The 24,711-nt window shown below is 63.8% G+C and carries 21 protein-coding genes and 2 tRNA genes; 18 read left to right on the top strand and 5 right to left on the bottom strand.

What is annotated here, in order from left to right; translation table 11 throughout:
• The first annotated feature begins 53 nt into the window (after positions 1-53).
• Together carB and greA are read left to right on the top strand one after the other, a co-directional pair.
• Positions 54-3,284, top strand: a complete 3,231-nt coding sequence (gene carB / locus A9O65_RS13630; protein WP_064700554.1) for a carbamoyl-phosphate synthase large subunit — start codon at positions 54-56, stop codon at positions 3,282-3,284.
• Positions 3,281-3,757 (top strand): transcription elongation factor GreA, encoded by a 477-nt coding sequence (gene greA, locus A9O65_RS13625; protein WP_064700553.1) that lies wholly within the window; start codon positions 3,281-3,283, stop codon positions 3,755-3,757. Before carB ends, greA begins: the two co-directional genes overlap by 4 nt.
• A gap of 123 nt (positions 3,758-3,880) precedes the next feature.
• On the opposite strand, the gene yhbY is transcribed toward greA, so the two are convergent.
• On the bottom strand, positions 3,881-4,207 hold the full coding sequence (yhbY, locus tag A9O65_RS13620) for a ribosome assembly RNA-binding protein YhbY (RefSeq protein WP_064700552.1): 327 nt from the start codon (positions 4,205-4,207) through the stop codon (positions 3,881-3,883).
• Positions 4,208-4,388: 181 nt separating this feature from the next.
• On the opposite strand from yhbY, the gene rlmE reads away from it, so the two are divergent.
• The 16 genes from rlmE (at position 4,389) to A9O65_RS13540 (ending at position 21,261) form a co-directional block, all read left to right on the top strand.
• Complete coding sequence (rlmE, locus tag A9O65_RS13615) at positions 4,389-5,051, top strand: 23S rRNA (uridine(2552)-2'-O)-methyltransferase RlmE (protein ID WP_064700551.1); 663 nt, start codon at positions 4,389-4,391, stop codon at positions 5,049-5,051.
• 215 nt (positions 5,052-5,266) lie between these two features.
• Positions 5,267-7,243 (top strand): ATP-dependent zinc metalloprotease FtsH, encoded by a 1,977-nt coding sequence (gene ftsH, locus A9O65_RS13610; RefSeq protein WP_064700550.1) that lies wholly within the window; start codon positions 5,267-5,269, stop codon positions 7,241-7,243.
• A gap of 91 nt (positions 7,244-7,334) precedes the next feature.
• On the top strand, positions 7,335-8,201 hold the full coding sequence (folP, locus tag A9O65_RS13605) for a dihydropteroate synthase (RefSeq protein WP_082920180.1): 867 nt from the start codon (positions 7,335-7,337) through the stop codon (positions 8,199-8,201).
• Positions 8,194-9,543, top strand: coding sequence for a phosphoglucosamine mutase (gene glmM / locus A9O65_RS13600; RefSeq protein WP_064702385.1), 1,350 nt, complete (start codon positions 8,194-8,196; stop codon positions 9,541-9,543). Before folP ends, glmM begins: the two co-directional genes overlap by 8 nt.
• A gap of 48 nt (positions 9,544-9,591) precedes the next feature.
• Positions 9,592-10,341: a triose-phosphate isomerase gene (tpiA, locus tag A9O65_RS13595; protein WP_064702384.1), complete on the top strand. Its 750-nt coding sequence runs from the start codon at positions 9,592-9,594 to the stop codon at positions 10,339-10,341.
• A gap of 4 nt (positions 10,342-10,345) precedes the next feature.
• A complete protein-coding gene (secG, locus tag A9O65_RS13590) occupies positions 10,346-10,708 on the top strand; it encodes a preprotein translocase subunit SecG (RefSeq protein WP_064700546.1) in 363 nt (120 codons plus the stop codon).
• Between the two features lie 30 nt (positions 10,709-10,738).
• Positions 10,739-10,825 (top strand) — tRNA-Leu (locus tag A9O65_RS13585).
• Between the two features lie 122 nt (positions 10,826-10,947).
• Positions 10,948-11,024 (top strand) — tRNA-Met (locus A9O65_RS13580).
• A gap of 221 nt (positions 11,025-11,245) precedes the next feature.
• The gene (rimP, locus tag A9O65_RS13575) at positions 11,246-11,707 is read left to right on the top strand and encodes a ribosome maturation factor RimP (protein WP_064700545.1); all 462 of its coding nucleotides are present in this window, start codon (positions 11,246-11,248) and stop codon (positions 11,705-11,707) included.
• Between the two features lie 40 nt (positions 11,708-11,747).
• Entirely contained in the window at positions 11,748-13,241 is a 1,494-nt protein-coding gene (gene nusA, locus A9O65_RS13570) for a transcription termination factor NusA (protein WP_064702383.1), read from the top strand.
• A gap of 28 nt (positions 13,242-13,269) precedes the next feature.
• Positions 13,270-15,804, top strand: a complete 2,535-nt coding sequence (infB, locus tag A9O65_RS13565) for a translation initiation factor IF-2 (protein ID WP_064700543.1) — start codon at positions 13,270-13,272, stop codon at positions 15,802-15,804.
• A gap of 18 nt (positions 15,805-15,822) precedes the next feature.
• Entirely contained in the window at positions 15,823-16,209 is a 387-nt protein-coding gene (gene rbfA, locus A9O65_RS13560; RefSeq protein WP_064702382.1) for a 30S ribosome-binding factor RbfA, read from the top strand.
• The gene (gene truB, locus A9O65_RS13555; protein WP_064702381.1) at positions 16,209-17,135 is read left to right on the top strand and encodes a tRNA pseudouridine(55) synthase TruB; all 927 of its coding nucleotides are present in this window, start codon (positions 16,209-16,211) and stop codon (positions 17,133-17,135) included. Before rbfA ends, truB begins: the two co-directional genes overlap by 1 nt.
• A gap of 90 nt (positions 17,136-17,225) precedes the next feature.
• Entirely contained in the window at positions 17,226-17,495 is a 270-nt protein-coding gene (gene rpsO / locus A9O65_RS13550; RefSeq protein ID WP_013333888.1) for a 30S ribosomal protein S15, read from the top strand.
• Between the two features lie 355 nt (positions 17,496-17,850).
• Positions 17,851-19,983, top strand: a complete 2,133-nt coding sequence (gene pnp, locus A9O65_RS13545; RefSeq protein ID WP_170825756.1) for a polyribonucleotide nucleotidyltransferase — start codon at positions 17,851-17,853, stop codon at positions 19,981-19,983.
• A gap of 84 nt (positions 19,984-20,067) precedes the next feature.
• Positions 20,068-21,261, top strand: coding sequence for an MFS transporter (locus A9O65_RS13540; RefSeq protein ID WP_064700539.1), 1,194 nt, complete (start codon positions 20,068-20,070; stop codon positions 21,259-21,261).
• 44 nt (positions 21,262-21,305) lie between these two features.
• Here the strand turns inward: A9O65_RS13540 and A9O65_RS13535 are convergent, their stop codons facing one another.
• The 4 genes from A9O65_RS13535 to panB form a co-directional block, all read right to left on the bottom strand.
• Positions 21,306-22,481 (bottom strand): acetyl-CoA C-acetyltransferase, encoded by a 1,176-nt coding sequence (locus A9O65_RS13535; RefSeq protein ID WP_064702380.1) that lies wholly within the window; start codon positions 22,479-22,481, stop codon positions 21,306-21,308.
• A gap of 152 nt (positions 22,482-22,633) precedes the next feature.
• Positions 22,634-23,014, bottom strand: a complete 381-nt coding sequence (gene panD / locus A9O65_RS13530) for an aspartate 1-decarboxylase (protein ID WP_064700537.1) — start codon at positions 23,012-23,014, stop codon at positions 22,634-22,636.
• A gap of 27 nt (positions 23,015-23,041) precedes the next feature.
• Entirely contained in the window at positions 23,042-23,890 is an 849-nt protein-coding gene (panC, locus tag A9O65_RS13525; RefSeq protein ID WP_064702379.1) for a pantoate--beta-alanine ligase, read from the bottom strand.
• Complete coding sequence (gene panB, locus A9O65_RS13520) at positions 23,890-24,681, bottom strand: 3-methyl-2-oxobutanoate hydroxymethyltransferase (RefSeq protein WP_064702378.1); 792 nt, start codon at positions 24,679-24,681, stop codon at positions 23,890-23,892. Before panB ends, panC begins: the two co-directional genes overlap by 1 nt.
• Positions 24,682-24,711 lie beyond the last annotated feature (30 nt).

The following is a 24,711-nucleotide window of genomic DNA, read 5'->3' as shown; positions in this document are numbered from 1 at the left end:
CGCACCCGATCGATCGTCGCCCCTCGTCCGTCACCACTCTTGCGGGAAGCACCATGCCCAAACGTACCGACATCCAGAGCATCCTGATCATCGGCGCAGGCCCCATCGTCATCGGCCAGGCCTGCGAATTCGACTATTCCGGCGCCCAGGCCTGCAAGGCCCTGCGCGAGGAAGGCTTCCGGGTCATTCTGGTCAACTCCAATCCAGCGACCATCATGACCGATCCGGTGATGGCCGACGCCACCTACATCGAGCCGATCACCTGGCAGGCGGTGGAGAAGATCATCGAGGCCGAGCAGCCCGATGCCATCCTGCCGACCATGGGGGGCCAGACAGCGCTCAACTGCGCCCTGGAGCTGGACAAGCACGGCGTGCTCGCCAAGTATGGCGTGGAGATGATCGGCGCCAATGCCGATGCCATCAACATGGCCGAGGATCGCGACCTCTTTGACCAGGCGATGAAGCGCATCGGCCTGGAATGCCCTAAGGCCAAGGTGGCCCATACCATGGAAGAGGCCTGGGAGATCCAGGGCGAGCTCGGCTTTCCGGTCATCATTCGGCCTTCCTACACCATGGGAGGCTCCGGTGGGGGCGTGGCTTACAACAAGGAAGAGTTCGAGGAAATCTGCACCCGGGGCTTCGAGCTTTCCAACAACCATGAGCTGTTGATCGATGAGTCGCTGCTGGGCTGGAAGGAATACGAGATGGAGGTCGTTCGCGACAAGAACGACAACTGCATCATCGTCTGCGCCATTGAGAACTTCGATCCCATGGGCGTGCACACCGGCGACTCCATCACCGTGGCACCCGCCCAGACGTTGACCGACAAGGAATACCAGATCATGCGCGACGCCTCCTTGGCGGTGTTGCGCGAGATCGGCGTCGAGACGGGAGGCTCCAACGTCCAGTTCGGCGTCGATCCGACTACCGGACGCGTGGTGGTCATCGAGATGAACCCGCGGGTGAGCCGTTCCTCGGCGCTGGCCTCCAAGGCCACCGGCTTCCCGATCGCCAAGATCGCCGCCAAGCTGGCTGTCGGCTACACCCTGGACGAGCTGCAAAACGACATCACCGGCGGACGTACTCCGGCCTCGTTCGAGCCGTCCATCGATTACGTGGTCACCAAGATTCCGCGCTTTACCTTCGAGAAATTCCCCCAGGCCAATGATCGCTTGACGACCCAGATGAAGTCGGTCGGCGAGGTGATGGCCATCGGGCGGACCTTTCAGGAGTCCCTGCAGAAGGCCCTGCGGGGGCTGGAAACCGGCAACGACGGCCTCGATCCGAAGGTCACGCGCTTCAATGATGATGCCATGGCGCACATCAAGGGTGAGCTCCAGGTGGCCGGAGCTGAACGCATCTTCTATGTGGCCGATGCCATGCGCGCCGGGCTGGATGTCGAAGAGCTGTTTCGTCTGACCAACATCGATCGCTGGTTCCTGGTCCAGATCGAGGATCTGGTGCGCAGTGAAGCCGAGCTTGCCAAGCGCTCGCTTTCCGAGCTGACGCCGCGAGAATTCTTTGCCTTGAAGCGCAAGGGATTCTCCGATGCGCGCCTGGCCAAGCTGCTCGGTGTCGCCGAGAAGGACTTCCGTCGGGCCCGCCAGGCGGCCGGCATCCGCCCCGTCTACAAGCGGGTCGACACCTGTGCGGCGGAGTTCGCCACCGACACGGCCTACATGTACTCCTCCTATGAGGAAGAGTGCGAAGCGGAGGTCTCCGACCGGCCCAAGATCATGGTGCTGGGCGGTGGGCCCAATCGTATCGGCCAGGGCATCGAGTTCGATTACTGCTGCGTGCATGCCGCGCTGGCCATGCGGGATGATGGCTACGAGACCATCATGGTCAACTGTAACCCAGAGACCGTTTCCACCGACTACGATACCTCGGATCGGCTTTACTTCGAGCCGGTGACGCTGGAAGACGTGCTCGAGATTGCCGACAAGGAGAAGCCTGCCGGCGTAATCGTGCAGTTCGGCGGTCAGACGCCGCTCAAGCTGGCGCGCGAACTCGAGGCCGCCGGCGTGCCGATCATCGGCACCACGCCGGATGCCATCGATCGTGCCGAGGACCGCGAACGTTTCCAGCAGATGATCGGCAAGCTGGGGCTCAAGCAGCCGCCCAATGCCACGGCTCGCAGCTTCGAGGACGCCTTCGCCAAGGCCGAGGCCATCGGCTATCCGCTGGTGGTGCGTCCCTCCTATGTGCTGGGTGGCCGGGCCATGGAGATCGTCTACGATGCCAGCGAGCTGGAGGACTACATGACTCATGCGGTCAAGGTCTCCAACGACTCGCCGGTACTGCTCGACCATTTCCTCAACGCGGCCGTCGAAGTCGATATCGACGCTGTCTCCGACGGAACGCAGGTGGTGATCGGCGGTATCATGCAGCATATCGAGCAGGCGGGGGTGCACTCCGGTGATTCCGCCTGTGCCCTGCCGCCGTACTCGCTGCCGGCGGAGGTGCAGGACGAGATGCGCGACCAGGTCAAGCGCATGGCCGTGGAGCTGGGCGTCAAGGGGCTGATGAATGTGCAGCTGGCCTGGCAGGATGGCGAGATCTACGTCATCGAGGTCAATCCGCGGGCCTCGCGCACCGTGCCATTCGTCTCCAAGTGCATCGGTACCTCGCTGGCGCAGGTAGCGGCACGTTGCATGGCCGGCGTTTCGCTGGCCGAGCAGGGCTTCGACCAGGAGATCGTGCCGCATTTCTACAGCGTCAAGGAAGCGGTCTTCCCGTTCGCCAAGTTCCCCGGTGTCGACCCCATCCTCTCGCCGGAGATGAAATCCACCGGCGAGGTCATGGGCAGTGGCGATACCTTCGCCGAGGCCTTCTACAAGGCGCAGCTTGGCGCCGGGGAAGCGATTCCGGCACTGGAAGGCGAGCGCAAGGCGTTTCTATCGGTGCGCGATCCCGACAAGCAAGGTGTTATCGATGTGGCCCGATCTTTGTTAGGATTAGGGTTCACACTATGCGCGACGCGTGGCACGGCATCGGCTCTGCAACAAGCCGAGCTGCCCGTGGAGGTCGTCAACAAGGTTTATGAAGGCCGTCCTCATATTGTCGATCTGCTCAAGAACGACGAGGTCGCCTATATCGTCAACACCACCGAGGGCCGCCAGGCCATCAATGATTCCTCGGTGATCCGCCGCACTGCTCTCGCCCGCAAGGTTCCCTATGCCACCACCCTGGCGGGAGCCAATGCCGTTTGCCTGGCACTCGAGTACGGGAACGCCATCACCGTGCGGCGGTTACAGGAATTGCATGCAGGAGTCAGTCAATGAACAAGGTCCCGATGACCGTCGTCGGTGAGCAGCGTCTTCGCGATGAGCTCGAACACCTCAAGAGCGAGGCGCGGCCCAACGTCATCGCCGCCATCGCCGAGGCGCGCGAACACGGCGATCTCAAGGAGAATGCCGAGTATCACGCCGCCCGCGAGCAGCAAGGCTTCATCGAGGGGCGGATCCAGGAGATCGAGGGCAAGCTCTCCAATGCGCAGGTCATCGATGTCACCAAGCTGCCCAAGACCGGCAAGGTCATCTTCGGGGTGACGGTGGAACTGATCAACCTGGAGAACGATGAGGAAGTGACCTACCGGATCGTCGGTGAGGACGAGGCTGACATCAAGGTCGGCCAGATCTCGGTGACATCACCCATCGCCCGCGCCTTGATCGGCAAGGAAGAGGGCGAGGTGGTGCTGGTGCGCACGCCTGGCGGGGATGTCGAGTACGAGATCGCGAGCGTCGAGCATCTCTGACCCAGGCTCGACCCCTTGAGCTGGAAGCTTGAAGAAAAACACCCCCGCAGCAGTGCTGCGGGGGTGTTTTGTATCCACGGCTGTTGGGACTTGGCCAGCTTCCAGTTCGCGCGAAGCGCGGGATCAGCGCCGTCCGTGGTGCTCCTCGAAGCGCTTGATGTTGGAAAGCTTCGGGTTGACCTTCGGATTGTGGCGGTAGAGCAGGGCGACCTTGCCGATCTTCTGGATCAGTTCGGCGCCGCTGGCGTCGAGCAGTTCGTCGATCATGGCGGCGCGATCGTCGCGCTCGGGCAGGGCCAGCTTGACCTTGATTAGTTCGTGGTCCTGGAGGGCTCGGTCCAGTTCGGTGATCACGCCTTCGGAGATCCCGTTCTCCGACACCGTGACCACGGGGTCGAGATGGTGGCCGATGCTGCGAAATGCTTTCTTTTGTGCCTGTGACAAGCTCATGGTATCTTGATTCTTCCCGGTTGGCGCGCTGTGCCCATGGTACGGCGTATCGTGACGCGGCGAAACCGCTACGGTGCGTTATTGTGCCGAGTCGCCGGGCCCGCAGGTCAGCACCTTAGTCCCAGGTCATCCCGGAATTCGCTCGACCGCCCGACATCCAGATCATTCTACAGGTGATGCCGTGGCATCTTCCCATGATTCCCGTACCAAGGGTGCCGGCCGACGCGGCTCCCACAAGAGTCGTGCCGGATGGCTCAAGGAACACTTCGATGATCGCTATGTCCAGCAGAGCTGGCAGGACGGCTATCGTAGCCGGGCCAGCTACAAGCTGCTGGCCCTCGACGAGAAGGATAAGTTGCTGCGAAGCGGCATGACGGTGATCGATCTCGGTGCCGCGCCCGGAGGCTGGAGCCAGGTGGCTGCCGAGAAGGTCGGCGACGAGGGCATGGTGATCGCCTCCGATATTCTCGAGATGGATGCCCTGGCGGGGGTCGATTTCGTGCAAGGCGATTTCACCGAGGAGCACGTGCTCGAGGAGATCCTGGCGCGGCTCGGGAATCGTCCGGTCGACCTTGTGATGTCGGACATGGCCCCCAATATGAGTGGCATGGCGGCGATCGACCAGCCTCAGGCCATGTACCTGGTGGAGTTGGCCCTGGACCTGGCGCGACAGACCTTGTCGCCGGGCGGCGTCTTCCTGGCCAAGGTGTTCCAGGGGGAAGGGTTCGATGCCTACCTGAAGGAGCTGCGTGCCGGCTTCAAGCGGGTGGTGACACGCAAGCCGGAGGCGTCGCGGGCGCGGTCCCGCGAGGTGTATCTACTGGCGGAAGGTTTTCGTGGCTGAGCGCGGTCTTCGGGGTGTGGCTCGGCCGGATGTGATGAAAGCCCCATAGGCTGGGGCTAACGGCGCAATGGCCGGACAAGGCGGCGCAATTATGCCACAGTGGGCAGTAACAGAGTGGACCGAGGTCCGCGTCCTGGCTGAACATGTGCGCCTGATGTAGTGTCGAAACACCAGGCGCATGCGGCCGACGGATTCTTGCAATTGAGGGTAGTCCCTTGAACGATATGGCGAAGAACCTGATTCTGTGGTTGGTCATCGCGGCGGTGTTGCTGACGGTGTTCAACAATTTCAGTGTCGACAATGCACCGCAGACGATGAACTACTCCCAGTTTGTCCAGCAGGTGCAGAACGAGCGCATCGATAGCGTGACCATCGATGGTTATACGATCACCGGTCAGCGTACCGATGGCTCTCAGTTCCAGACCATCCGTCCGGCGGCGGAAGACCCCAAGCTGATGGATGATCTGCTGGCTCACGACGTTACCGTGGTCGGCAAGGAGCCGGAGCAGCAGAGCCTTTGGACGCGTCTGCTGATTGCCAGCTTCCCGATCCTGCTGATCCTGGCGATCTTCATCTTCTTCATGCGCCAGATGCAGGGTGGTGGAAGCGGCAAGGGCGGGCCGATGAGCTTCGGCAAGTCCAAGGCCAAGCTGTTGTCCCAGGATCAGATCAAGACCACTTTCGCCGATGTGGCCGGTTGCGACGAGGCCAAGGAGGAAGTCGAGGAGCTGGTCGACTTCCTGCGCGATCCGACCAAGTTCCAGCGCCTGGGGGGCACCATTCCTCGAGGCGTGCTGATGGTTGGCCCGCCCGGGACCGGCAAGACCCTGCTCGCCAAGTCCATCGCCGGCGAGGCCAGCGTGCCCTTCTTCTCGATTTCGGGCTCCGACTTCGTGGAGATGTTCGTCGGTGTCGGCGCTTCTCGCGTTCGTGACATGTTCGAACAGGCCAAGAAGCAGGCGCCGTGCATCATCTTCATCGACGAGATCGATGCCGTGGGCCGTTCGCGCGGCGCCGGCATGGGGGGTGGCAATGACGAGCGCGAGCAGACGCTGAACCAGCTGCTGGTGGAGATGGACGGCTTCGAGGCAAACGAGGGCATCATCGTCATCGCCGCGACCAACCGACCGGATGTGCTCGACCCGGCGCTGCTGCGTCCGGGGCGTTTCGACCGCCAGGTGACCGTGCCGCTGCCCGATATCCGGGGTCGCGAGCATATCCTCAATGTCCATCTGCGCAAGGTGCCACTGGCCGACGACGTCAAGCCGTCCTATATCGCCCGTGGCACGCCCGGATTCTCCGGTGCCGACCTGGCCAACCTGGTTAACGAGGCGGCGCTGTTCGCGGCGCGCGGCAATAAGCGCCTGGTGGGCATGGATGAGCTGGAAATGGCTAAGGACAAGATCATGATGGGCGCCGAGCGTCGCTCCATGGTCATGACCGAGAAGGACAAGCTCAACACGGCCTACCACGAGTCCGGACACGCCATCATCGGTCTGGTGATGCCGGAGCACGATCCGGTCTACAAGGTCACCATCATTCCGCGCGGCCGAGCGCTGGGCGTGACCATGTTCCTGCCCGAGGAAGATCGCTACAGCCTGTCGCGTCAGCAGATCATCAGCCAGATCTGCTCGCTGTTCGGCGGCCGTATCGCCGAAGAGATGACGCTGGGGCCGAACGGCGTGACCACCGGTGCCTCCAATGACATCAAGCGTGCCACCGAGCTGGCGCACAACATGGTTGCCAAGTGGGGCCTGTCCGAGGAGATGGGACCGATCATGTACGACGAGGACGAGTCGCACCAGTTCCTGGGTGGCGGCAGTCAGGGCGGCATGCTGAAGTCCGGCGAGACCACGACGCGTCTCGACAAGGAGGTGCGCCGCATCATCGACGATTGCTATGCCCAGGCGAAGCAGATCCTGGAAGACAATCGCGACAAGTTGGATGCCATGGCCGAGGCGCTGGTCAAGTACGAGACCATCGACGCCAAGCAGCTCAAGGACATCATGGAAGGTCGTGATCCGCGGCCGCCCGAAGGCTGGGAGGATGGCGGTTCCGACGGTGGCTCGCCGGTGACCGGCTCGGGGAGCGAGGCGGAGTCTCCCGAAGCCTCCGATGATGGCGATGCAGACGACGAGGAAACGCCGAGGCGTCGTCCTTCCGATCCCTTGGGCGGTCCCGCCGGAACCTGACGCCGGCGCCCGTTCCCGTTGATTGCCAGGCGCCCTTCGGGGCGCCTTCGCCGTAGAGGGCCGAGGCCCGGTATTCGATATTCCCAGGATAATGATGCAGACCTCCGCTTCGAACTCCCTGCAGTGTGGCCGCCACCGGCTGGATCTCTCCTTTCCCCATGTGATGGGGATCCTCAATGTCACTCCCGACTCCTTTTCCGACGGCGGACGCCACGTCGCCCTGGATGATGCCTTGGCGCGCGCCGAACGGATGCTTGCCGAAGGCGCGGCGATCATCGATGTGGGCGGGGAATCGACGCGTCCCGGCGCCGCCGAGGTGTCGACCCAGCAAGAGCTTGATCGCGTCATGCCGGTCGTGGAAGCGCTGGTTCGCGAACTCGATGCCCTGGTCTCGGTGGACACCAGCACGCCGGACGTGATGCGTGAAGCCGCCAGTGCGGGAGCCGGCATGCTCAACGATGTGCGGAACCTGCGTCGCGATGGAGCGATGCGGGCGGCTGCCGCCACCGGGCTGCCGGTATGTGTGATGCACATGCTCGGCGAGCCGGGCGACATGCAGGATGCGCCATACTATGATCGACCCGTGGAAGACGCCGTGGCTGAATTCCTCGAGTCCCGGGTGGCGGCCTGCGAAGCGGCGGGACTGCGTCGCGATCGCCTGTTGATCGACCCCGGATTTGGCTTTGCCAAGACCGTCGAGCACAATCTACGGCTGCTCAAATACATGGAGCGCCTGACCTTGCTGGAGTTGCCCATTCTGGTGGGCATGTCACGCAAGAGCATGATCGGCAAGGTGCTCGAGCGGCCGGTGGAGGAGCGCCTCGCTGGCGGGCTGGCGCTGTCCGCCCTGGCCGTGGAGCGAGGTGCGCGTATCCTTCGCGTGCATGATGTGGGGCCCCACGTGGACGCGGTGAACATGGCCTGGGCCGTACTCAAGGAAGGTTGCGACAATGACTAGACGCTATTTCGGTACCGATGGCATTCGCGGCACCGTCGGTGAAACGCCTATCACCGCAGATTTCATGTTGAAGCTGGGGTGGGCCACCGGCCGGGTGCTGACGCGCGAATCCGGACGGGCGAAGGTGCTGATCGGCAAGGATACGCGGATTTCCGGCTACATGTTCGAGTCGGCGCTGGAAGCCGGGCTCTCTGCCGCCGGCGTCGATGTCATCCTGCTCGGCCCGATGCCGACGCCGGGCATCGCCTACCTGACGCGCACCTTCCGGGCCGACGCCGGGATCGTCATCTCGGCCTCCCACAATGCCTTTGCCGACAATGGCATCAAGTTCTTCTCCGCCGAGGGCGTCAAGCTGCCCGACGCCGTCGAGGAGCGCATCGAAGCGATGCTCGATGAGCCCTTGACCACGGTGGCGCCACACGAGCTGGGCAAGGCCCGGCGGGTGGACGATGCTGCCGGCCGCTATATCGAGTTCTGCAAGTCGACCATTCCCGACCGGGTCAGTCTGCATGGCTTGCGAATGGTCGTCGATTGCGCCCATGGCGCCACCTATCACATCGCGCCCAGCGTGCTTCGCGAGCTGGGCGCCGAGGTCAGCTTGATCGGTGCCAATCCCGACGGACTCAACATCAACCATGAGGTCGGCTCCACGCAGCCGGCGGCATTGCGTGCGGCAGTTATCCGCGAGGGAGCCGATCTTGGCGTGGCCTTCGATGGCGATGGCGACCGCGTGCTACTGGTGGATGCCGATGGCCGCGAGGTCGATGGCGACGACATTCTCTATATCATCGCCCGGGACCGCCACGCACGGGGTGAGCTCGGAGGCGGGGTCGTGGGAACCCTGATGAGCAATTTTGGCCTGGCCGCGGCGCTGGAAACGCTGGATGTACCCTTCGAGCGCGCCAAGGTCGGCGATCGTTACGTCATGGAGCGGCTGGCCGCCAACGGTTGGCAGTTGGGAGGCGAGTCCTCGGGGCACATCGTCTGCGGCCATGTGCAGACCACGGGTGATGGCATCGTGTCGGCCCTTCAGGTGTTGTCGGTGATGGCGCGAGAGGGTCGGGCGCTGGGCGAGCTGCTGGAGGGCCTCGAGAAAGCACCCCAGGCGTTGATTAATGTGCGCCTGACGCCGGGTACCGATGCCCGGGCCCTGATGGAAGACGCTGCCTTGCAGGAAGCGGTATCCACCATGGAAACCGAGCTGGAGGGGCAGGGGCGTGTCCTGCTTCGGCCCTCGGGGACCGAGCCGCTGATTCGCGTCATGGTCGAGGGGCGCCCCCATCTGGATGTTCAACATCTGGCGCGTCGCCTGGCTGATGATGTCGAGAGCATGTTGTCTTGACAATGGTGCTCCTATACCATTTCGGCCCACCTTGAAAGAGGATGTCGCATGCCTATGCCGCTGATCGCCGGCAATTGGAAGATGAACGGTTCCCTGAGCCTGGTCGAGACCTTCGGCCAGGCGCTTGCCGATGCCGACCTGCCGTCGCGTCTCGAGGTCGCGTTGATGGTGCCCTTCCCCTACTTGGAGTCTGCCTCCCGTGCGCTGGCGGGCACTCGCGCGGTACTGGGGGCGCAGACGCTCAGTGACCAGCCTGCCGGGGCCTTCACCGGAGAGGTAAGCGGCGAGATGCTTCGCGAGGTCGGCGCGACCCTGGTGCTGGTCGGTCACTCCGAGCGGCGTACCCTGTTCGGTGAAGATGACTCGGCGGTGCTGGCGCGCGTGCGTCGCGCGCTGGAGGTTGGCCTCACACCAGTGCTGTGCCTGGGTGAGACCCTCGAGGAGCGTGATGACGGTCGCGGTGAAACGGTTGTAATCGGCCAGTTGGAAGCGGTCCTGGACGCGCTGGAGGCCGAGCAACGCCATCGACTGGTGATCGCCTACGAGCCGGTATGGGCCATCGGCACCGGCCGTACCGCCACTCCCGAGCAGGCGCAGGCGATTCACGCTGCCCTCCGCCGCCGGCTGGCTGCCTACGACGACGGTCTCGCGGAAAAGACCCAGTTACTGTATGGCGGCAGCATGAAGGCCGACAATGCGGCCGAGCTGTTGGCTCAGCCGGATATCGACGGCGGCCTGGTCGGCGGCGCCTCTCTCAAGATCGATGATTTCCTAGCCATTTGTCAGTCAGCAGGTTGAATCCATGCAAGTTGCCATTCTCATGATCCATGTGGCGATCGCCATCGCCCTGGTCGCCTTGATCCTGCTGCAGCAGGGCAAGGGGGCCGATGCCGGCGCCTCTTTTGGCGGCGGCGCCTCTCAGACCGTGTTCGGTTCTCGCGGTAGCGGCAGCTTCCTGTCACGTGCGACCGCCGTGCTGGCGGCGGCCTTTTTCGCGACCTCGTTGACCCTGGCCTACTTCGCCTCCCAGGCGGGCGAGGCGCCGGAAGAAACGGGAATTCCCGATGCCGAAGTGATTGAGCAGCAAAGTGCCGATCCGACCCTTGACGAAGGCGGTAATAGCGAGGATAATGCAGCGCCAGTGCTGGAGGAGGGCGGCAGCTGAAGCCCTCGTTTTTGCCAGCCGTCCCCTGATGCCGAAGTGGTGGAATTGGTAGACACGCTATCTTGAGGGGGTAGTGACCTTACGGTCGTGCGGGTTCAAGTCCCGCCTTCGGCACCATCTGAAACCGACATGGTGAGACGCCTCGCCAAGTGTCGGCCTCAGTAGCAGGATTGGCAGAACGGTGCCATTGTGGCTTGACGCCAATAGGGTTCAGGCATACAATCACCGGCCTAGATTGATGCGGGGTGGAGCAGTCTGGTAGCTCGTCGGGCTCATAACCCGAAGGTCATCGGTTCAAATCCGGTCCCCGCTACCATCTTCCTGGCAGGCATGCAGCGATGTTAGGGGCATGCCAGAGAGCCGAAGTGGTATACAGGTTTCTTGTAAAAGCCCCTTCCTGCGAAGGGGCTTTTTGTTAGCGGCCAGCCCGTCGGTCGAGATCGGCCGGTTGTCCCGAGGCAACGCCAATCAGCCACCTGACTTTCCTGTTCACTCCTGGCCAGGTGCCTGATGCAACGGCTGTAGGAGCTTTCTTCCATGGCAACCAAGGATACTGCGCTGAAAGCGTTGATCGAGCCAGTGGTGACGGCCATGGGCTTCGAACTCTGGGGTATCGATTATCTGTCTCAGGGCAAGCACTCGCGGTTGGTGATCTTCATCGACCATTCGGAGGGCGTTGGCGTGGATGACTGCGCCGATGTCAGCCGTCAGGTCAGTGCGGTGCTGGATGTCGAAGACCCTATTGCCGGAGAGTATCGACTCGAGGTGTCGTCTCCCGGGATGGATCGACCGTTGTTCACCCTCGACCAGTTCGAGCGCTATGCGGGGCACACGGTGGCTGTGAAGCTGCGTGCACCGTTCGACGGACGACGCAAGTTCCAGGGATTGCTGGCCGGTATTGAAGGCGACGAGGTGCTGTTGCAGCTCGACGGCGAGGAATATTGCTTTCCCATCGAGAGCATCGATCAGGCGCGTATCGTGCCTCGGTTCGGTTCGTGATGTCGGTGCAAAAGGACGGGTTTTCTGGCGAGGCTAAGTCATGAGTAAAGAGATTCTGGCGGTCGTCGATGCGATCTCCAATGAAAAGGGGGTCCCCCGCGAGGTGATTTTCGAGGCCGTCGAGGCCGCGCTGGCCAGCGCGTCTCGCAAGCGCTTCGAGGATGAGGAAGTCAGCGTGCGCGTGCATATCGATCGGCGTACCGGCGACTACGAGACCTTCCGGCGTTGGGAGGTGGTCGAAGACGACGACTTCGATGGACCGGATGCCCAGATCAAGCTTTCCTTCGCCGAGCGTCGCGATCCGCCGCTGGGCCTGGGGGACGTGGTCGAGGAGCGTATCGAGAACGCCACCTTCGGTCGGATCGCGGCTCAGACTGCCAAGCAGGTCATCGTGCAGAAGGTGCGCGAGGCCGAGCGTGCCGAGGTCGTGAGCCTCTACGCCGAGCGCGAGGGCGAACTGGTGGCCGGCATCGTCAAGAAGACGACACGTGATGGCCTGATCATCGACCTGGGAGACAACGCCGAGGCGTTCTTGCCGCGCAGCGAGATGATTCCCGGCGAGCGCTACCGCATGAACGAGCGGGTGCGCGCCTTGTTGACCAAGGTCGATCCCGAGGCTCGCGGCGCTCAGTTGATCCTGTCCCGGACCTGTCCGGAGCTGATCATCGAGCTGTTCAAGATCGAGGTGCCCGAAATCGCCGAGCAGCTCATTGAAATCAAGGGAGCGGCGCGCGACCCCGGGTCGCGCGCCAAGATCGCGGTCAAGACCAATGATCGTCGTATCGATCCGGTAGGCGCCTGCGTCGGCATGCGCGGCTCTCGGGTCCAGGCGGTATCGACCGAGCTGCAGAACGAGCGGGTGGATATCGTGCTGTGGGACGACAACCCCGCCCAGTTGGTGATCAACGCCATGGCGCCGGCGGATGTCGCTTCCATTCTCGTCGATGAAGACGCCCACGCCATGGACGTGGCCGTCGGCGAGGACAATCTGGCCCAGGCCATCGGCCGCAGTGGCCAGAACGTACGCCTGGCCTCCGAGCTTACCGGCTGGCGTCTGAACGTCATGACCGAGGCCGAGGCCGAGGCCAAGCGCGACCAGGAGATCGATAGCCTGGTCGAGCACTTCATTCAGCACCTGGACGTCGACGATGACGTGGCACGCCTGTTGGTCGAAGAGGGCTTCACATCCCTCGAAGAGGTCGCCTACGTCCCGGTGGAGGAAATGCTGGAAATCGAGGAGTTGGACGAAGAACTCATCGAGGAGCTGCGCGCTCGCGCCAAGGACGAGTTGTTGAACCTGGCCATCGCCTCCGAGGAAGAACTCGATGGCGCCCAGCCGGCCGACGACCTGCTGGCGATGGACGGCATGGAGCGCCATCTGGCCTTCATCCTGGCCAGTCGGGGCATCGTCACCATGGAGGATCTCGCCGAACAGTCCGTCGATGATCTGACCGATATCGAAGAGCTGGACGACGAGCGCGCCGCGTCACTGATCATGACCGCCCGCGCGCCATGGTTCGAGAGCGAACAGTAACACGGGTCACGGGCTGAGGAGGGTCGTAATGTCAGAAATGACCGTTAAGGATTTTGCAGCAAAGGTGGGGCGCGATGTGCCCCGTCTGCTGGAGCAGATGAAAGAAGCCGGACTCGAGCACAAGTCCGAGGGCGACGCCGTTTCCGAAGAGGACAAACGCAAGCTGCTCGATTACCTCACCAAGAGCCACGGCGGTAGTGGCTCGGGGGCGAAGAACCGCATCACCCTGACCCGTAAGACCCGCAGCCGTATCAATACCGGCGAGCGTGGCAAGAGCATTGAGGTGCAGGTTCGCAAGAAGCGTACCTACGTGAAGCGCGAGGAAGAGCCGGCCGAGGAATCCAAGGTCGAGGACCATGGCCCGCGCCAGTTGGTGGGCGACATGGCCGAGGCCGAAGCCAAGCGCGAGGCACAGGAGGCCGAGGAAGCCAAGCGTCGCGCCGAAGAGTCCGCTCGCGAGGCCGCGGAGAAGGCCGAGGCCGAGAAGGCGCAGGCCGAGCAGGCTGCCCAGGCCGAACCGGAGCCCGAGATTCCGGTGCCGGAGCTCGAAACCACCGAGCCCGCGCCCGAGGAAGCTCCGGCACCGCCGAAGGAAGGGCGCACCGAGGGGCGTCGTGCGGCCGTCAAGAAGGCCAGCGGCAAGGCCGGCAAGAAAGGCCGTGGTGGTGACCGTGACGAGGATCGCAGCGATCGCGAGGAGCGTCGTCGTGGTGGTCGCAAGGCCAAGCGCGCCGAGCGTCGCGGGAGTCGTCGTGGCGGCAGCAGCCAGGGTGGCGGCAAGCACGGCTTCCAGAAGCCGACCCAGCCGATCGTCCGTGAGGTCTCTATTCCGGAGTCCATCAGCGTGGCGGACCTGGCCGACAAGATGTCGATCAAGGCCAATGAGGTCATCAAGGCCATGTTCACCATGGGCGCGGCGGTGACCATCAACCAGACCATCGACCAGGACACCGCGGCCATCGTGGTCGAAGAAATGGGCCACAAGCCCAAGCTGGTCAAGGACGATGCACTGGAGACGGAAGTGCTCGAGGGCATCTCCTACGAGGGTGATGAGATCACGCGCTCGCCTGTCGTCACCGTCATGGGGCACGTCGACCACGGCAAGACCTCGTTGCTCGACTACATCCGTCGCGCCAAGGTGGCGACCGGCGAGGCCGGCGGCATTACCCAGCATATCGGTGCCTACCATGTTGAGGACGACCACGGTGGCGTGACCTTCCTCGATACGCCTGGTCACGCGGCATTTACCGCCATGCGTGCGCGCGGTGCCAAGGCCACCGACGTGGTGGTGCTGGTGGTCGCGGCCGATGACGGCGTCATGCCCCAGACCATTGAGGCGGTCGAGCACTCCAAGGCGGCAGGCGTGCCGATGGTGGTGGCGGTCAACAAGATCGACAAGGCGAACGCTGACCCGGATCGCGTCAAGAACGAGCTGTCACAGCACGGCGTGATCTCCGAGGAATGGGGTGGCGATACCCAGTTCGTGCATGTTTCCGCCAAGTCCGGCGATGGCATCGAGGAGCTGCTGGAGTCGATCCAGCTGGTGTCCGAGGTGCTTGAGCTCAAGGCTGTTCCCGAAGCGCCCGGCAAGGGCGTGGTGGTCGAGTCCCGACTCGACAAGGGCCGTGGCCCGGTGGCTACCGTGCTGGTTCAGAACGGCACCCTGAAGAAGGGCGACATCGTGCTCGCCGGCCTGCATTACGGCCGCGTGCGTGCGCTGACCAACGAGCTCGGCAAGCAGGTCGATGAAGCCGGTCCGGCCATGCCGGTCGAGATTCAGGGCCTGGATGGTACGCCGGAGGCCGGCGACGACTTCATGGTGCTCGATGACGAGAAGAAGGCGCGCGAAGTCGCCAACTTCCGCCAGGGCAAGTACCGCGAGGTTCGCCTGGCCCGCCAGCAGAAGGCCAAGCTGGAGAACATGTTCAGCCAGATGGGCCAGGAAGAGGCCGCCAAGCTCAACATCGTCCTCAAGGCCGATGTGCAGGGTTCTCTGGAGGCCATCAAGGGTGCGCTCGAGGAACTGTCCACCGACGAGGTGCAGGTCTCCGTGGTGTCTTCCGGCGTCGGCGGTATCACCGGTACCGATGCCAACCTGGCGCTGGCCTCCGAGGCCATCGTGATCGGCTTCAACGTGCGTGCCGATGCCGCGGCCCGCGAGATCATCGAACGCGAAGGCCTGGAGCTGCGCTACTACAGCGTCATCTACCAGCTGATCGACGAGGTCAAGCAGGCCATGAGCGGCATGCTCGAGCCGGAGTGGAAGGAAGAGATCGTCGGTGTGGCCGAGGTCCGCGACGTCTTCCGCGCTCCCAAGATCGGTGCCGTGGCCGGTTGCATGGTGGTCGAGGGAACCGTCCATCGCCACAAGAAGATCCGCGTGCTGCGCGAGAATGTGGTGATCTACGAGGGCGAGCTCGAATCCCTGCGCCGTTACAAGGACGACGTCAACGAGGTCCGCAACGGCATGGAGTGCGGTATCGGTGTGAAGAACTACAACGACGTCCAGGTCGGCGACAAGATCGAGGTCTTCGATCAGGTCAAGGTCGAGCGGACGCTCTGATCGCTCGAGGAACCGACCATGCGTGAATTCAAGCGTACCGACCGTGTGGCCGACCAGCTCCAGAAGGAGCTGGCGGTCCTCATCCAGCGCGAGGTCAAGGACCCGCGCCTGGGCATGGTCACCGTCAGCGGCGTCGAGGTCAGTCGTGACCTGGGCTATGCCGATGTCCACGTGACCCTGCTGGGAGAAAACGATGACGAGCGGGTCGCGGAGAACCTGAAGATTCTCAAGCGGGCCGCCGGCTTCCTGCGTGGACAGATCGCTCGCCGCATCAAGCTGCGTCATGTGCCGGAGCTGCGCTTCCACTATGACGCCAGCCTGGAGCGCGGCCAGCGCCTGTCCTCCTTGATCGACGAGGCGGTTGCCGACGACCGCTCACGCCATGATGATGAGGGGGAGCGCTGATGGCACGGCGACGCCGTGGCCGTCCGGTGGATGGTGTCCTGCTGCTCGACAAGCCCGGGGGGATGTCGAGCAATCATGCCCTGCAGCGGGCAAGGCGCCTGTTCCAGGCTCAGAAGGCAGGGCACACCGGTACGCTCGATCCGATGGCCACTGGCCTGCTGCCGGTCTGTTTCGGTGAGGCCACCAAGTTTTCCGCCCATCTGCTGGAAGCCGACAAGGTGTACCGTACCCGGGTCGAGCTCGGAGTGGTAACCGATACCGGCGACGCCGAGGGCGAGGTGGTCGAGCGGCGCGAGGTGCCGTCGATCGACGAGGCCGGATTGCGCGAGACACTGCAGCGTTTCATCGGTGAGATCGACCAGGTGCCACCGATGCATTCGGCGCTCAAGCATCAGGGGCGAAAGCTCTACGAGCTGGCCCGCGAGGGCAAGACGGTGGAGCGTGCAGCGCGCCGCGTGACGGTGTATGATGCGCGCCTCCTCGACTACGGGGACGATGCCTTCGAGATGGAGGTTCGTGTCAGCAAGGGGACCTACATCAGGACATTGGCCGAGGATATCGGCCAGGCCCTGGGGTGCGGAGGCCACATCAGCGACCTGCGTCGCCTCAAGACGGGGCCCTTCGAGGGCAGCCGGATGCTGAGCGTCGAGGCACTCGAACGCTTGGCCGAGGATGCCGCGCAGGACGAGGCGCTGTTGCCGGTCGATGTGCTGGTGGCACACTTGCCGCGTCGCGACATGAGTGCCGCCGGCGCTCGTAGCCTGCGCTTTGGCCAGGCAGCAACAGGCGAGGCGGGAGCATTGCCCGCCGACAGTTTGACCAGGCTCTATCACGACGAGGCCTTTCTGGGGCTCGGCGTGGTCACGGCGGCCGGGGATATCGCCCCCCGGCGCCTGCTGAGTTCCGCCGTGGCGGGCTCGGCATGAGCCAGCCCTTCCGGGGCTGGGCGTGGGGACTGCAAATATGCGTGGTCCCCGACATTCATCATTCAGGCATATTGCTTACTGGAGAGACAGATGGCACTGACCGCTGAACAGAAAGCCGCGATCGTCAACGAATATGGTCGTGGTGAAAACGACACCGGTTCCCCCGAGGTTCAGGTGGCTCTGCTGACCGCCAACATCGACGGCCTGCAGGATCACTTCAAGACTAACAAGCAGGATCACCACTCACGTCGTGGCCTGATCCGCATGGTCAACCAGCGTCGTAAGCTGCTCGACTACCTCAAGCGCAAGGATTTCGAGCGTTATCAGTCGATTATCCAGCGCCTCGGCCTGCGCCGCTAAGAAAAGGGTAATTCGCTACTGCGCTCGAGATCCTGGCCGCCGGCGGTGCTCGGACTCCTCATGTAGTTTCATCTACACTCCGGGTCCTGCGCGCCGGCGGCGACCAGCCTCTCATCGCTCGTCACGCGAATTCCTCCTTTTCTTCACTGCAGGCCATTCGAAACGGGCAGCCCCAGGGCTGCCCGTTTTGTGTGTATGGGGGTATTGCCGGTGCTCAGCGCTCATGGAACGACATCCAGACCACCACTTTGGCCGGTGAGCCTCATAACCGGTGGCCCTCGCGACCGTCAACCCCTAAAATGGTCGCCGAGTCAAAACGACCCGAACATGAATCGAAAAGTTGAAGGAAGTCGCCGTGAATCCGGTCAAGAAAACATTTGAATACGGTCGCAGCACCGTCACCCTGGAAACCGGGCGCATCGCCCGCCAGGCTTCCGGTGCCGTGATGGTCACCATGGACGAGACCGTGGTGCTGTGCACCGTGGTGGCGAAGAAGGACGTCAACCCCGCCCAGCCCTTCTTCCCGCTCTCCGTCCATTACCAAGAGAAGACCTACGCGGTCGGCAAGATTCCCGGCGGCTTCTTCAAGCGCGAGGGGCGTCCCACCGAGAAGGAGACGCTGACCTCGCGCCTCATCGACCGGCCGATTCGCCCGCTGTTCCCCAAGGGGTTCATGAACGAGGTCCAGGTCGTCTGCACGGTGCTGTCCACCGACCGCAACCATGACCCCGACATCGCTGCCATGCTCGGCACATCTGCGGCTCTGGCGATTTCCGGCGTGCCCTTCAACGGTCCCATTGGTGCTGCACGCGTCGGCTTCACCGAGGAGCATGGCTACTTCCTCAACCCGACGGTAGAGGAACTGGACAGCTCCGAGCTCAACATGGTGGTGGCCGGCACCGAGAAAGCCGTACTGATGGTCGAGTCCGAAGCCAACGAGTTGCTCGAAGACGAGATGCTGGGTGCCGTGCTTTATGGCCACCAGGAAATGCAGGTGGCGATCAATGCCATCAAGGAACTGGCTGCCGAGGCCGGCAAACCGCGCTGGGAATGGCAGGCACCCGCCGAGAACGTCGCCCTCAAGGAGGCCATGGCAAGCGGTTTCGAGGCCAGGGTCGGCGAGGCGTATCGCATCACCGACAAGATGCAGCGTCAGGATGCCCTGGCCGCCCTGAAGGACGAGGCCGTGGAGCAACTGGCCGGCGAGGAGGACGGCAAGTTCGATGCCGATGAGGTCAAGGGGGCTTTCGCCAGTCTCGAGAAGCGTGTGGTGCGTCGCCGCGTGATCAAGGGCGAGCCGCGCATCGACGGGCGTGACCTGAAGACCGTGCGTCCGTTGGATATCGAAGTCGGCAGCCTGCCCAAGACGCATGGCTCCGCTGTCTTCACGCGCGGCGAGACTCAGGCCGTCGTGGTGGCGACGCTCGGCACCCTGCGTGATGCTCAGTTGATCGAATCGCTGGAAGGCGAGCGCAAGGATCGCTTCCTGCTGCACTACAACTTCCCTCCCTATTGCGTGGGCGAGGCCGGTTTCATGGGCGGTCCCAAGCGTCGCGAGATCGGTCACGGTCGCCTGGCGCGTCGGGGGGTGGAAGCCATGCTCCCCTCCGAGGAGGAATTCCCCTATACCATCCGGGTGGTGTCCGAGATCACCGAATCCAATGGCTCCAGCTCGATGGCCTCGGTGTGCGGCTCCTCTCTGGCGCTGATGGATGCCGGCGTGCCGATGAAGGCGCCGGTGGCAGGTATCGCCATGGGGCTGGTCAAGGACGATGATGGCTTCGCGGTGCTCACCGATATTCTCGGTGACGAGGACCACCTCGGTGACATGGACTTCAAGGTGGCCGGCAGTGCGGAGGGCGTGACCGCTCTGCAGATGGACATCAAGATCGAAGGCATCAACGAGGAGATCATGGAGCAGGCGCTGCAGCAGGCCCATGAAGCGCGCCAGCATATCCTCGAGCAGATGAACAGCGTGATCGGCCAGAGCCGCGCCGAGGTCTCCGAGAATGCGCCCTCCATGGCCACCATCAAGATCGATCCGGAGAAGATTCGCGACGTCATCGGCAAGGGCGGCGCCATGATCCGCAAGATCTGCGAAGACACCGGCGCTTCCATCGACCTGGATGACGACGGCACCGTGCGCATCTATGCCGAGGAGAAGTCGGCGGCCAAGGCGGCCATCGACACCGTGCTGAGCATCACCGCCGTTCCCGAGATCGGCAAGTTGTATCGTGGCAAGGTGGTGCGGATCGCCGACTTCGGCGCCTTCGTCAACATCATTCCCGGCACCGATGGCCTGGTGCACATCTCGCAGATCGTGCCCGAGCGGGTCAACGATGTGCGCGATTACCTGAATGAAGGCGACGAGCCGATCGTCAAGGTGCTCGACATCGATAACCGCAATCGGGTGAAGCTCACCATCAAGGAGATCACGCCCGAAGAGAAGGCGGCCTTCGAAGCCGAAGCGGCTGACGCCGAGCTGTAACGCCCGGCGTTGAAGTGGAGGCTAACCGCCCTTGCAGCGCAAGCTGTGAGGGCGGTTTCGTTTGGTCATCAAGGGAGAAAGAGCATGGAAGACGCTCGCACGACCGGCGCCCGGGAGACGGTCGGCGCTCACTGGTGGGGAGTGATCGCGGTGATGGCCGGCATCTTTCTGCTGGTCACCGCCGAGCAGCTACCGATCGGCTTGCTGTCACAGGTCGCCGCGTCACTCGGCGTGACACCGGGTCTGGCCGGCTTGATGGTCACGGTTCCCGGCGTGGTGGCGGCCTTTTCGGCACCGCTGTTGCCAGTCGCCGTGGGACGCCTGGATCGACGCGTCATGCTGACCGGCCTGATGGCATTGATGGTTGCCGGCAGCGCGCTGACGGTACTGGCCGACAGCTTCGAGGTCTTGCTGGGCGCACGAGTGCTGGTGGGCATGAGCATCGGTGGTTTCTGGGCCATCGCGGGCAGCATCGCACCGCGTCTGGTACCGACCGACAAGGTGCCGAGGGCGATGACGGTGATCTTCGGCGGCGTGGCCGCCGCTTCGGTGCTGGGTGTGCCGGCGGGGACGCTGCTGGGGGAATACAGTCACTGGCGAGTGGCCTTCGGCGCCCTGGGTGCCCTGAGCCTGGTCACCGCCCTGGCATTGTGGGGCTGGCTGCCCCGACTTCCCCCCACCGAGCCCGTCCGGCTGCGGAACCTAGGCCAGCAACTGGGACATCGAGGGGTGCGCGTGGCGGTCATGGCCACGGGATTGATCGTGATTGGCCATTTTTCCGCCTATACCTTCATCAGCCCCCTTCTCCAGCAGATCAGCGGCATCGCCCTGGCCGATGTCGGCAGCCTGCTTCTGCTCTACGGTGCGGCGGGCATTGTCGGTAACGTGACCGCCGGCGCCTTCGCCGGCTATCACCCCTATCGCGCGGTCCTGGCGATACCGAGCCTGTTGTTGCTGGTCGTTGCCAGCTTTACCTGGCTCGGCGGGCAGCCGGCGGGTGGGATCACGCTATTGATGGTCTGGGGTGCGGTGTTCGGCAGCGTCTCGGTCAGCATCCAGACCTGGATCCTGCGTACGGCGCCGAATACCGAGGCTGCCACGGCGCTGATGGCCTTCGTGTTCAACCTGTCGATCGGCCTGGGAGCCACGGTCGGCGGCAGTGTCGTCGACAGTATCAACCTGCCGAGCGTGACCTGGTTCGCTGGCGGCTTCTTCCTTGTTGCCACTTTGCTCGTGCTGTGCACGCCGGCCAGCGTGGTGGGCGAGAAGACGAGATAAAACGATGCCCCCGGCAGACGGGGGCATGCTGGAGGAGGCGGCGATCAACGCTCGATGGCCAGCGCCACGCCTTGCCCGCCGCCGATGCACAGGGTCGCCAGGCCCTTGTGGGCATCGCGGGCGATCATCTCATGCACCAGGGTGACCAGGATACGGCAGCCCGAAGCGCCGATGGGGTGTCCGAGTGCGATGGCGCCGCCGTTGACGTTGACCTTGTCGGTATCCCAGCCGAGTTCCTTGTTGACCGACAGTGCCTGGGCGGCGAAGGCTTCGTTGGCTTCGATCAGGTCCAGCTCGTCGAGGCTCCAGCCGGCACGTTCCATGCAGCGGCGCGTGGCCGGGGCGGGGCCGATGCCCATGATGGCGGGATCGACGCCGGCATTGGCGTAGGCCTTGATGCGTGCCAGGGGGGTGAGCCCGAGTGCCTCGGCCTTCTCGGCGCTGCACATCATCACCACGGCGGCACCATCGTTGAGCGAGGAGGCGTTGCCGGCGGTCACACTGCCGTCTTTCTTGAAGGCCGGACGCATGGTGCCGAGCTTTTCGGCGGATACCTCGCGCGGGTTCTCGTCGGTGTCGAAGTGCACCGGATCGCCCTTGCGCTGGGGAATGTCGATGCCGACGATCTGGCCCTTGAAACGGCCCTCGCGAATGGCGGCGGCGGCCTTCTGCTGGGAGGCGGCGGCGAATTCATCCATGGCCTCGCGGGTGATGCCGTATTTCTCGGCCAGGTTCTCGGCGGTGATGCCCATGTGGTAGTCGTTGAAGGCATCCCACAGGCCGTCGTGGACCATGGAATCAATGGCCTTCCAGTCTCCCATGCGCTGGCCGTTACGCGAGTTGGGGAGCACGTGAGGGGAGAGCGACATGTTCTCCTGGCCGCCGGCCAGGATCAGCTCGGCATCGCCGCAGCGGATCGCCTGGGTGGCCAGGTGGAGGGCCTTGAGGCCCGAGCCGCAGACCTTGTTGATGGTCATGGCGGGAACGGCTTCGGGCAGTCCGGCCTTGATGGCTGCCTGGCGAGCCGGATTCTGCCCGGCGCCGGCCGTCAGCACCTGGCCGAGCAGAACCTCGTCCACCTGGTCGGCCGCCACGCCGGTACCGGCGAGGATGTCCTTGATGACATGGGCGCCCAGATCGCTGGCGGGAATGCCGGCGAGAGAGCCGCCGAAGGCGCCGACGGCGGTACGGCGTGCGGCGACGATCACCACTTCTGACATGGTCATGACTCCTGAAGGTTGCGGACGTGCTGGCTATTCAGGATAGGCGACCATTGTGCGCTGCGGCAATCCTTGGGTGACCGAATGGTACGGGACTTCCGTAGGGGGCGGTCATGGCGGCCCTGGGGGGCCGTCATGATCCGTGGTGCTCGTCAGGCCAGTTGGACGGGAATGGCGTTGCTGGTATGGCTGACGACATTGCCTTCCTGCAGATAGACCAGCGCCGGCTGATGGGAGTCGAGCTCGGCATCGGTGTACATGGCGTAGCTGCAGATGATCACCCGATGGCCTTCGCTTGCCAGGTGAGCGGCGGCACCATTCACCGAGATCATTCGGGAGCCTTCCTCGGCACGGATGGCATAGGTGGTGAAGCGCTGGCCGTTTTCGACGTTATAGATCTGGATCTGTTCGTTCTCGCGGATGCCGGACATGTCCAGCAGTTCACCATCGATGGCACAGGAACCTTCGTAGTTGAGCACGGCGTGGGTGACGCGGGCCATGTGCAGCTTGGCCTTGAGCATATGGGTCAGCATGGGTGAGCTCCTCTTGTTCGAGATGCCTCAATGGGGCAGGGTCAGGCTCAGGTTGTCGATCAGGCGTGCCGGCCCGAGTCGTGCCGCGGCGAGCAGCACGGCGTCGCGTGTCGACGCCTCGACCGGGCCGAGGTCGGTGGCGCGCAGTTCCAGGTAGTCGGGCTCGAAGCCGGCCTCGCGCAGGCGGGCCAGTCCTGCGGCGAGGGTAGGTTCGATCGCCGCACCGCCTTCCAGCGCATCGCGCAGCTCGCGCAGGGTGCGCTGAAGAACAGCGGCCGTGCGTCGTTGTTCGGTGTTCAGATAGCCATTGCGTGATGACAGTGCCAGGCCGTCGTGGTCGCGCACGATGGGCACGCCGACGATCTCGATCGGCAGGTGGAGATCGTCCACCAGGCGCCGGATGACCGCCAGCTGTTGGTAGTCCTTTTCACCGAAGCAGGCCAGATCGGGCTGGACCAGATTGAAGAGCATGGTGACCACGGTCGCCACGCCGTCGAAGTGTCCCGGTCGCGAGCCGCCACACAAGCCTTCCGAGACGTCCGGTACGCTGACGCGGGTCTGAGCATTGCCTCCACGTGGGTAGATCGTGGTCTCGCTGGGGGCGAATAGCAGATCGCAGCCGGCTTCGGCGAGCTTATGACGATCCGCTTCCAGGGTGCGCGGATAGGCGTCCAGGTCCTCGTCGGGGCCGAACTGCGTGGGATTGACGAAGATGGTGGCCACCACGATATCGGCGCGCCGGCGGGCCTCGGCGACCAGTGCCAGATGCCCTTCGTGCAGATTGCCCATGGTCGGTACCAGGCCGATGATCCGGCCCGCTCGGCGGTGGGCGTCGAGCGTGTTGCGCAACGCGGAGATATCTTGCAGGCACTGCATCAGAAACAATGCTCCTCGGCCGGAAAACGGCGCGTCTTGACGGCGTCGTGGTAACGACGGAAGGCGTCCGGGATGTCCTCGGCCTCGGCCATGAAGTTCTTCACGAAGCGAGGACTGCGCCCTCTGGTCACGCCCAGGATGTCGTGCATCACCAGGATCTGGCCGTCGGTGTCTGGCCCGGCGCCGATGCCGATGACCGGCACGTCGAGGGCTTCGGTGACGGCACGCCCCAGGCTGGCGGGAACGCACTCAAGCAGGATCACCGAGGCGCCGGCATCGACCAGGGTGCGGGCATCCTCGAGGATGCGCGAGGCCTGGTCGGCGTCACGCCCCTGGACCTTGTAGCCGCCCAGTTGATGGACGGTCTGTGGCGTGAGGCCGAGGTGAGCGCAGACCGGCACGCCGCGCCGCGTCAGCTCGCGTATGCCTTCGGCCATCCAGGCCTCGCCTTCTACCTTGATCATCTCGGCGCCGGCCCGCATCAGTTCGCCGGCATCCTGGAGCAGTCGTTCGGTGGTGGCGTTGCTCATGAAGGGCAGGTCGACCATCAGCAGACTGTTGCCCTTGCCTCGAGCCACGCATTGCGTGTGGTAGCGGATGTCGTCGAGGGTTACCGGCAGGGTGCTGGTGTGCCCCTGCAGTACCATGCCCAGGGAATCCCCGACCAGCAGCACTTCGATCCCGGCATCGCTGGCGGCGTGGGCGAAGGTGGTATCGTAGGCAGTCAGGCAGCTGAAGGTTTCACCGGCGCGCTTTTGGGCCTGCAGCGTGCTCAGGGTGACGGTTTTCATGGCGTGCTCTCGTTGTGTTGTCGGCCAACC

Origin of the sequence: Halomonas caseinilytica (assembly GCF_001662305.1) — a bacterium.
Classification (GTDB): domain Bacteria; phylum Pseudomonadota; class Gammaproteobacteria; order Pseudomonadales; family Halomonadaceae; genus Halomonas; species Halomonas caseinilytica.
This window is presented reverse-complemented; position numbering and strand designations above follow the sequence as displayed.

Excerpts from the sequence above, each read along its gene's own strand:
- carB (WP_064700554.1), top strand. The coding sequence starts at position 54 with ATGCCCAAACGTACCGACATCCAGAGCATCCTGATCATCGGCGCAGGC.
- greA (WP_064700553.1), top strand. The coding sequence starts at position 3,281 with ATGAACAAGGTCCCGATGACCGTCGTCGGTGAGCAGCGTCTTCGCGAT.
- yhbY (WP_064700552.1), bottom strand. The coding sequence starts at position 4,207 with ATGAGCTTGTCACAGGCACAAAAGAAAGCATTTCGCAGCATCGGCCAC.
- folP (WP_082920180.1), top strand. The coding sequence starts at position 7,335 with ATGATGCAGACCTCCGCTTCGAACTCCCTGCAGTGTGGCCGCCACCGG.
- glmM (WP_064702385.1), top strand. The coding sequence starts at position 8,194 with ATGACTAGACGCTATTTCGGTACCGATGGCATTCGCGGCACCGTCGGT.
- tpiA (WP_064702384.1), top strand. The coding sequence starts at position 9,592 with ATGCCTATGCCGCTGATCGCCGGCAATTGGAAGATGAACGGTTCCCTG.
- secG (WP_064700546.1), top strand. The coding sequence starts at position 10,346 with ATGCAAGTTGCCATTCTCATGATCCATGTGGCGATCGCCATCGCCCTG.
- rimP (WP_064700545.1), top strand. The coding sequence starts at position 11,246 with ATGGCAACCAAGGATACTGCGCTGAAAGCGTTGATCGAGCCAGTGGTG.
- nusA (WP_064702383.1), top strand. The coding sequence starts at position 11,748 with ATGAGTAAAGAGATTCTGGCGGTCGTCGATGCGATCTCCAATGAAAAG.
- infB (WP_064700543.1), top strand. The coding sequence starts at position 13,270 with ATGTCAGAAATGACCGTTAAGGATTTTGCAGCAAAGGTGGGGCGCGAT.
- rbfA (WP_064702382.1), top strand. The coding sequence starts at position 15,823 with ATGCGTGAATTCAAGCGTACCGACCGTGTGGCCGACCAGCTCCAGAAG.
- truB (WP_064702381.1), top strand. The coding sequence starts at position 16,209 with ATGGCACGGCGACGCCGTGGCCGTCCGGTGGATGGTGTCCTGCTGCTC.
- rpsO (WP_013333888.1), top strand. The coding sequence starts at position 17,226 with ATGGCACTGACCGCTGAACAGAAAGCCGCGATCGTCAACGAATATGGT.
- A9O65_RS13540 (WP_064700539.1), top strand. The coding sequence starts at position 20,068 with ATGGAAGACGCTCGCACGACCGGCGCCCGGGAGACGGTCGGCGCTCAC.
- A9O65_RS13535 (WP_064702380.1), bottom strand. The coding sequence starts at position 22,481 with ATGTCAGAAGTGGTGATCGTCGCCGCACGCCGTACCGCCGTCGGCGCC.
- panD (WP_064700537.1), bottom strand. The coding sequence starts at position 23,014 with ATGCTGACCCATATGCTCAAGGCCAAGCTGCACATGGCCCGCGTCACC.
- panC (WP_064702379.1), bottom strand. The coding sequence starts at position 23,890 with ATGCAGTGCCTGCAAGATATCTCCGCGTTGCGCAACACGCTCGACGCC.
- panB (WP_064702378.1), bottom strand. The coding sequence starts at position 24,681 with ATGAAAACCGTCACCCTGAGCACGCTGCAGGCCCAAAAGCGCGCCGGT.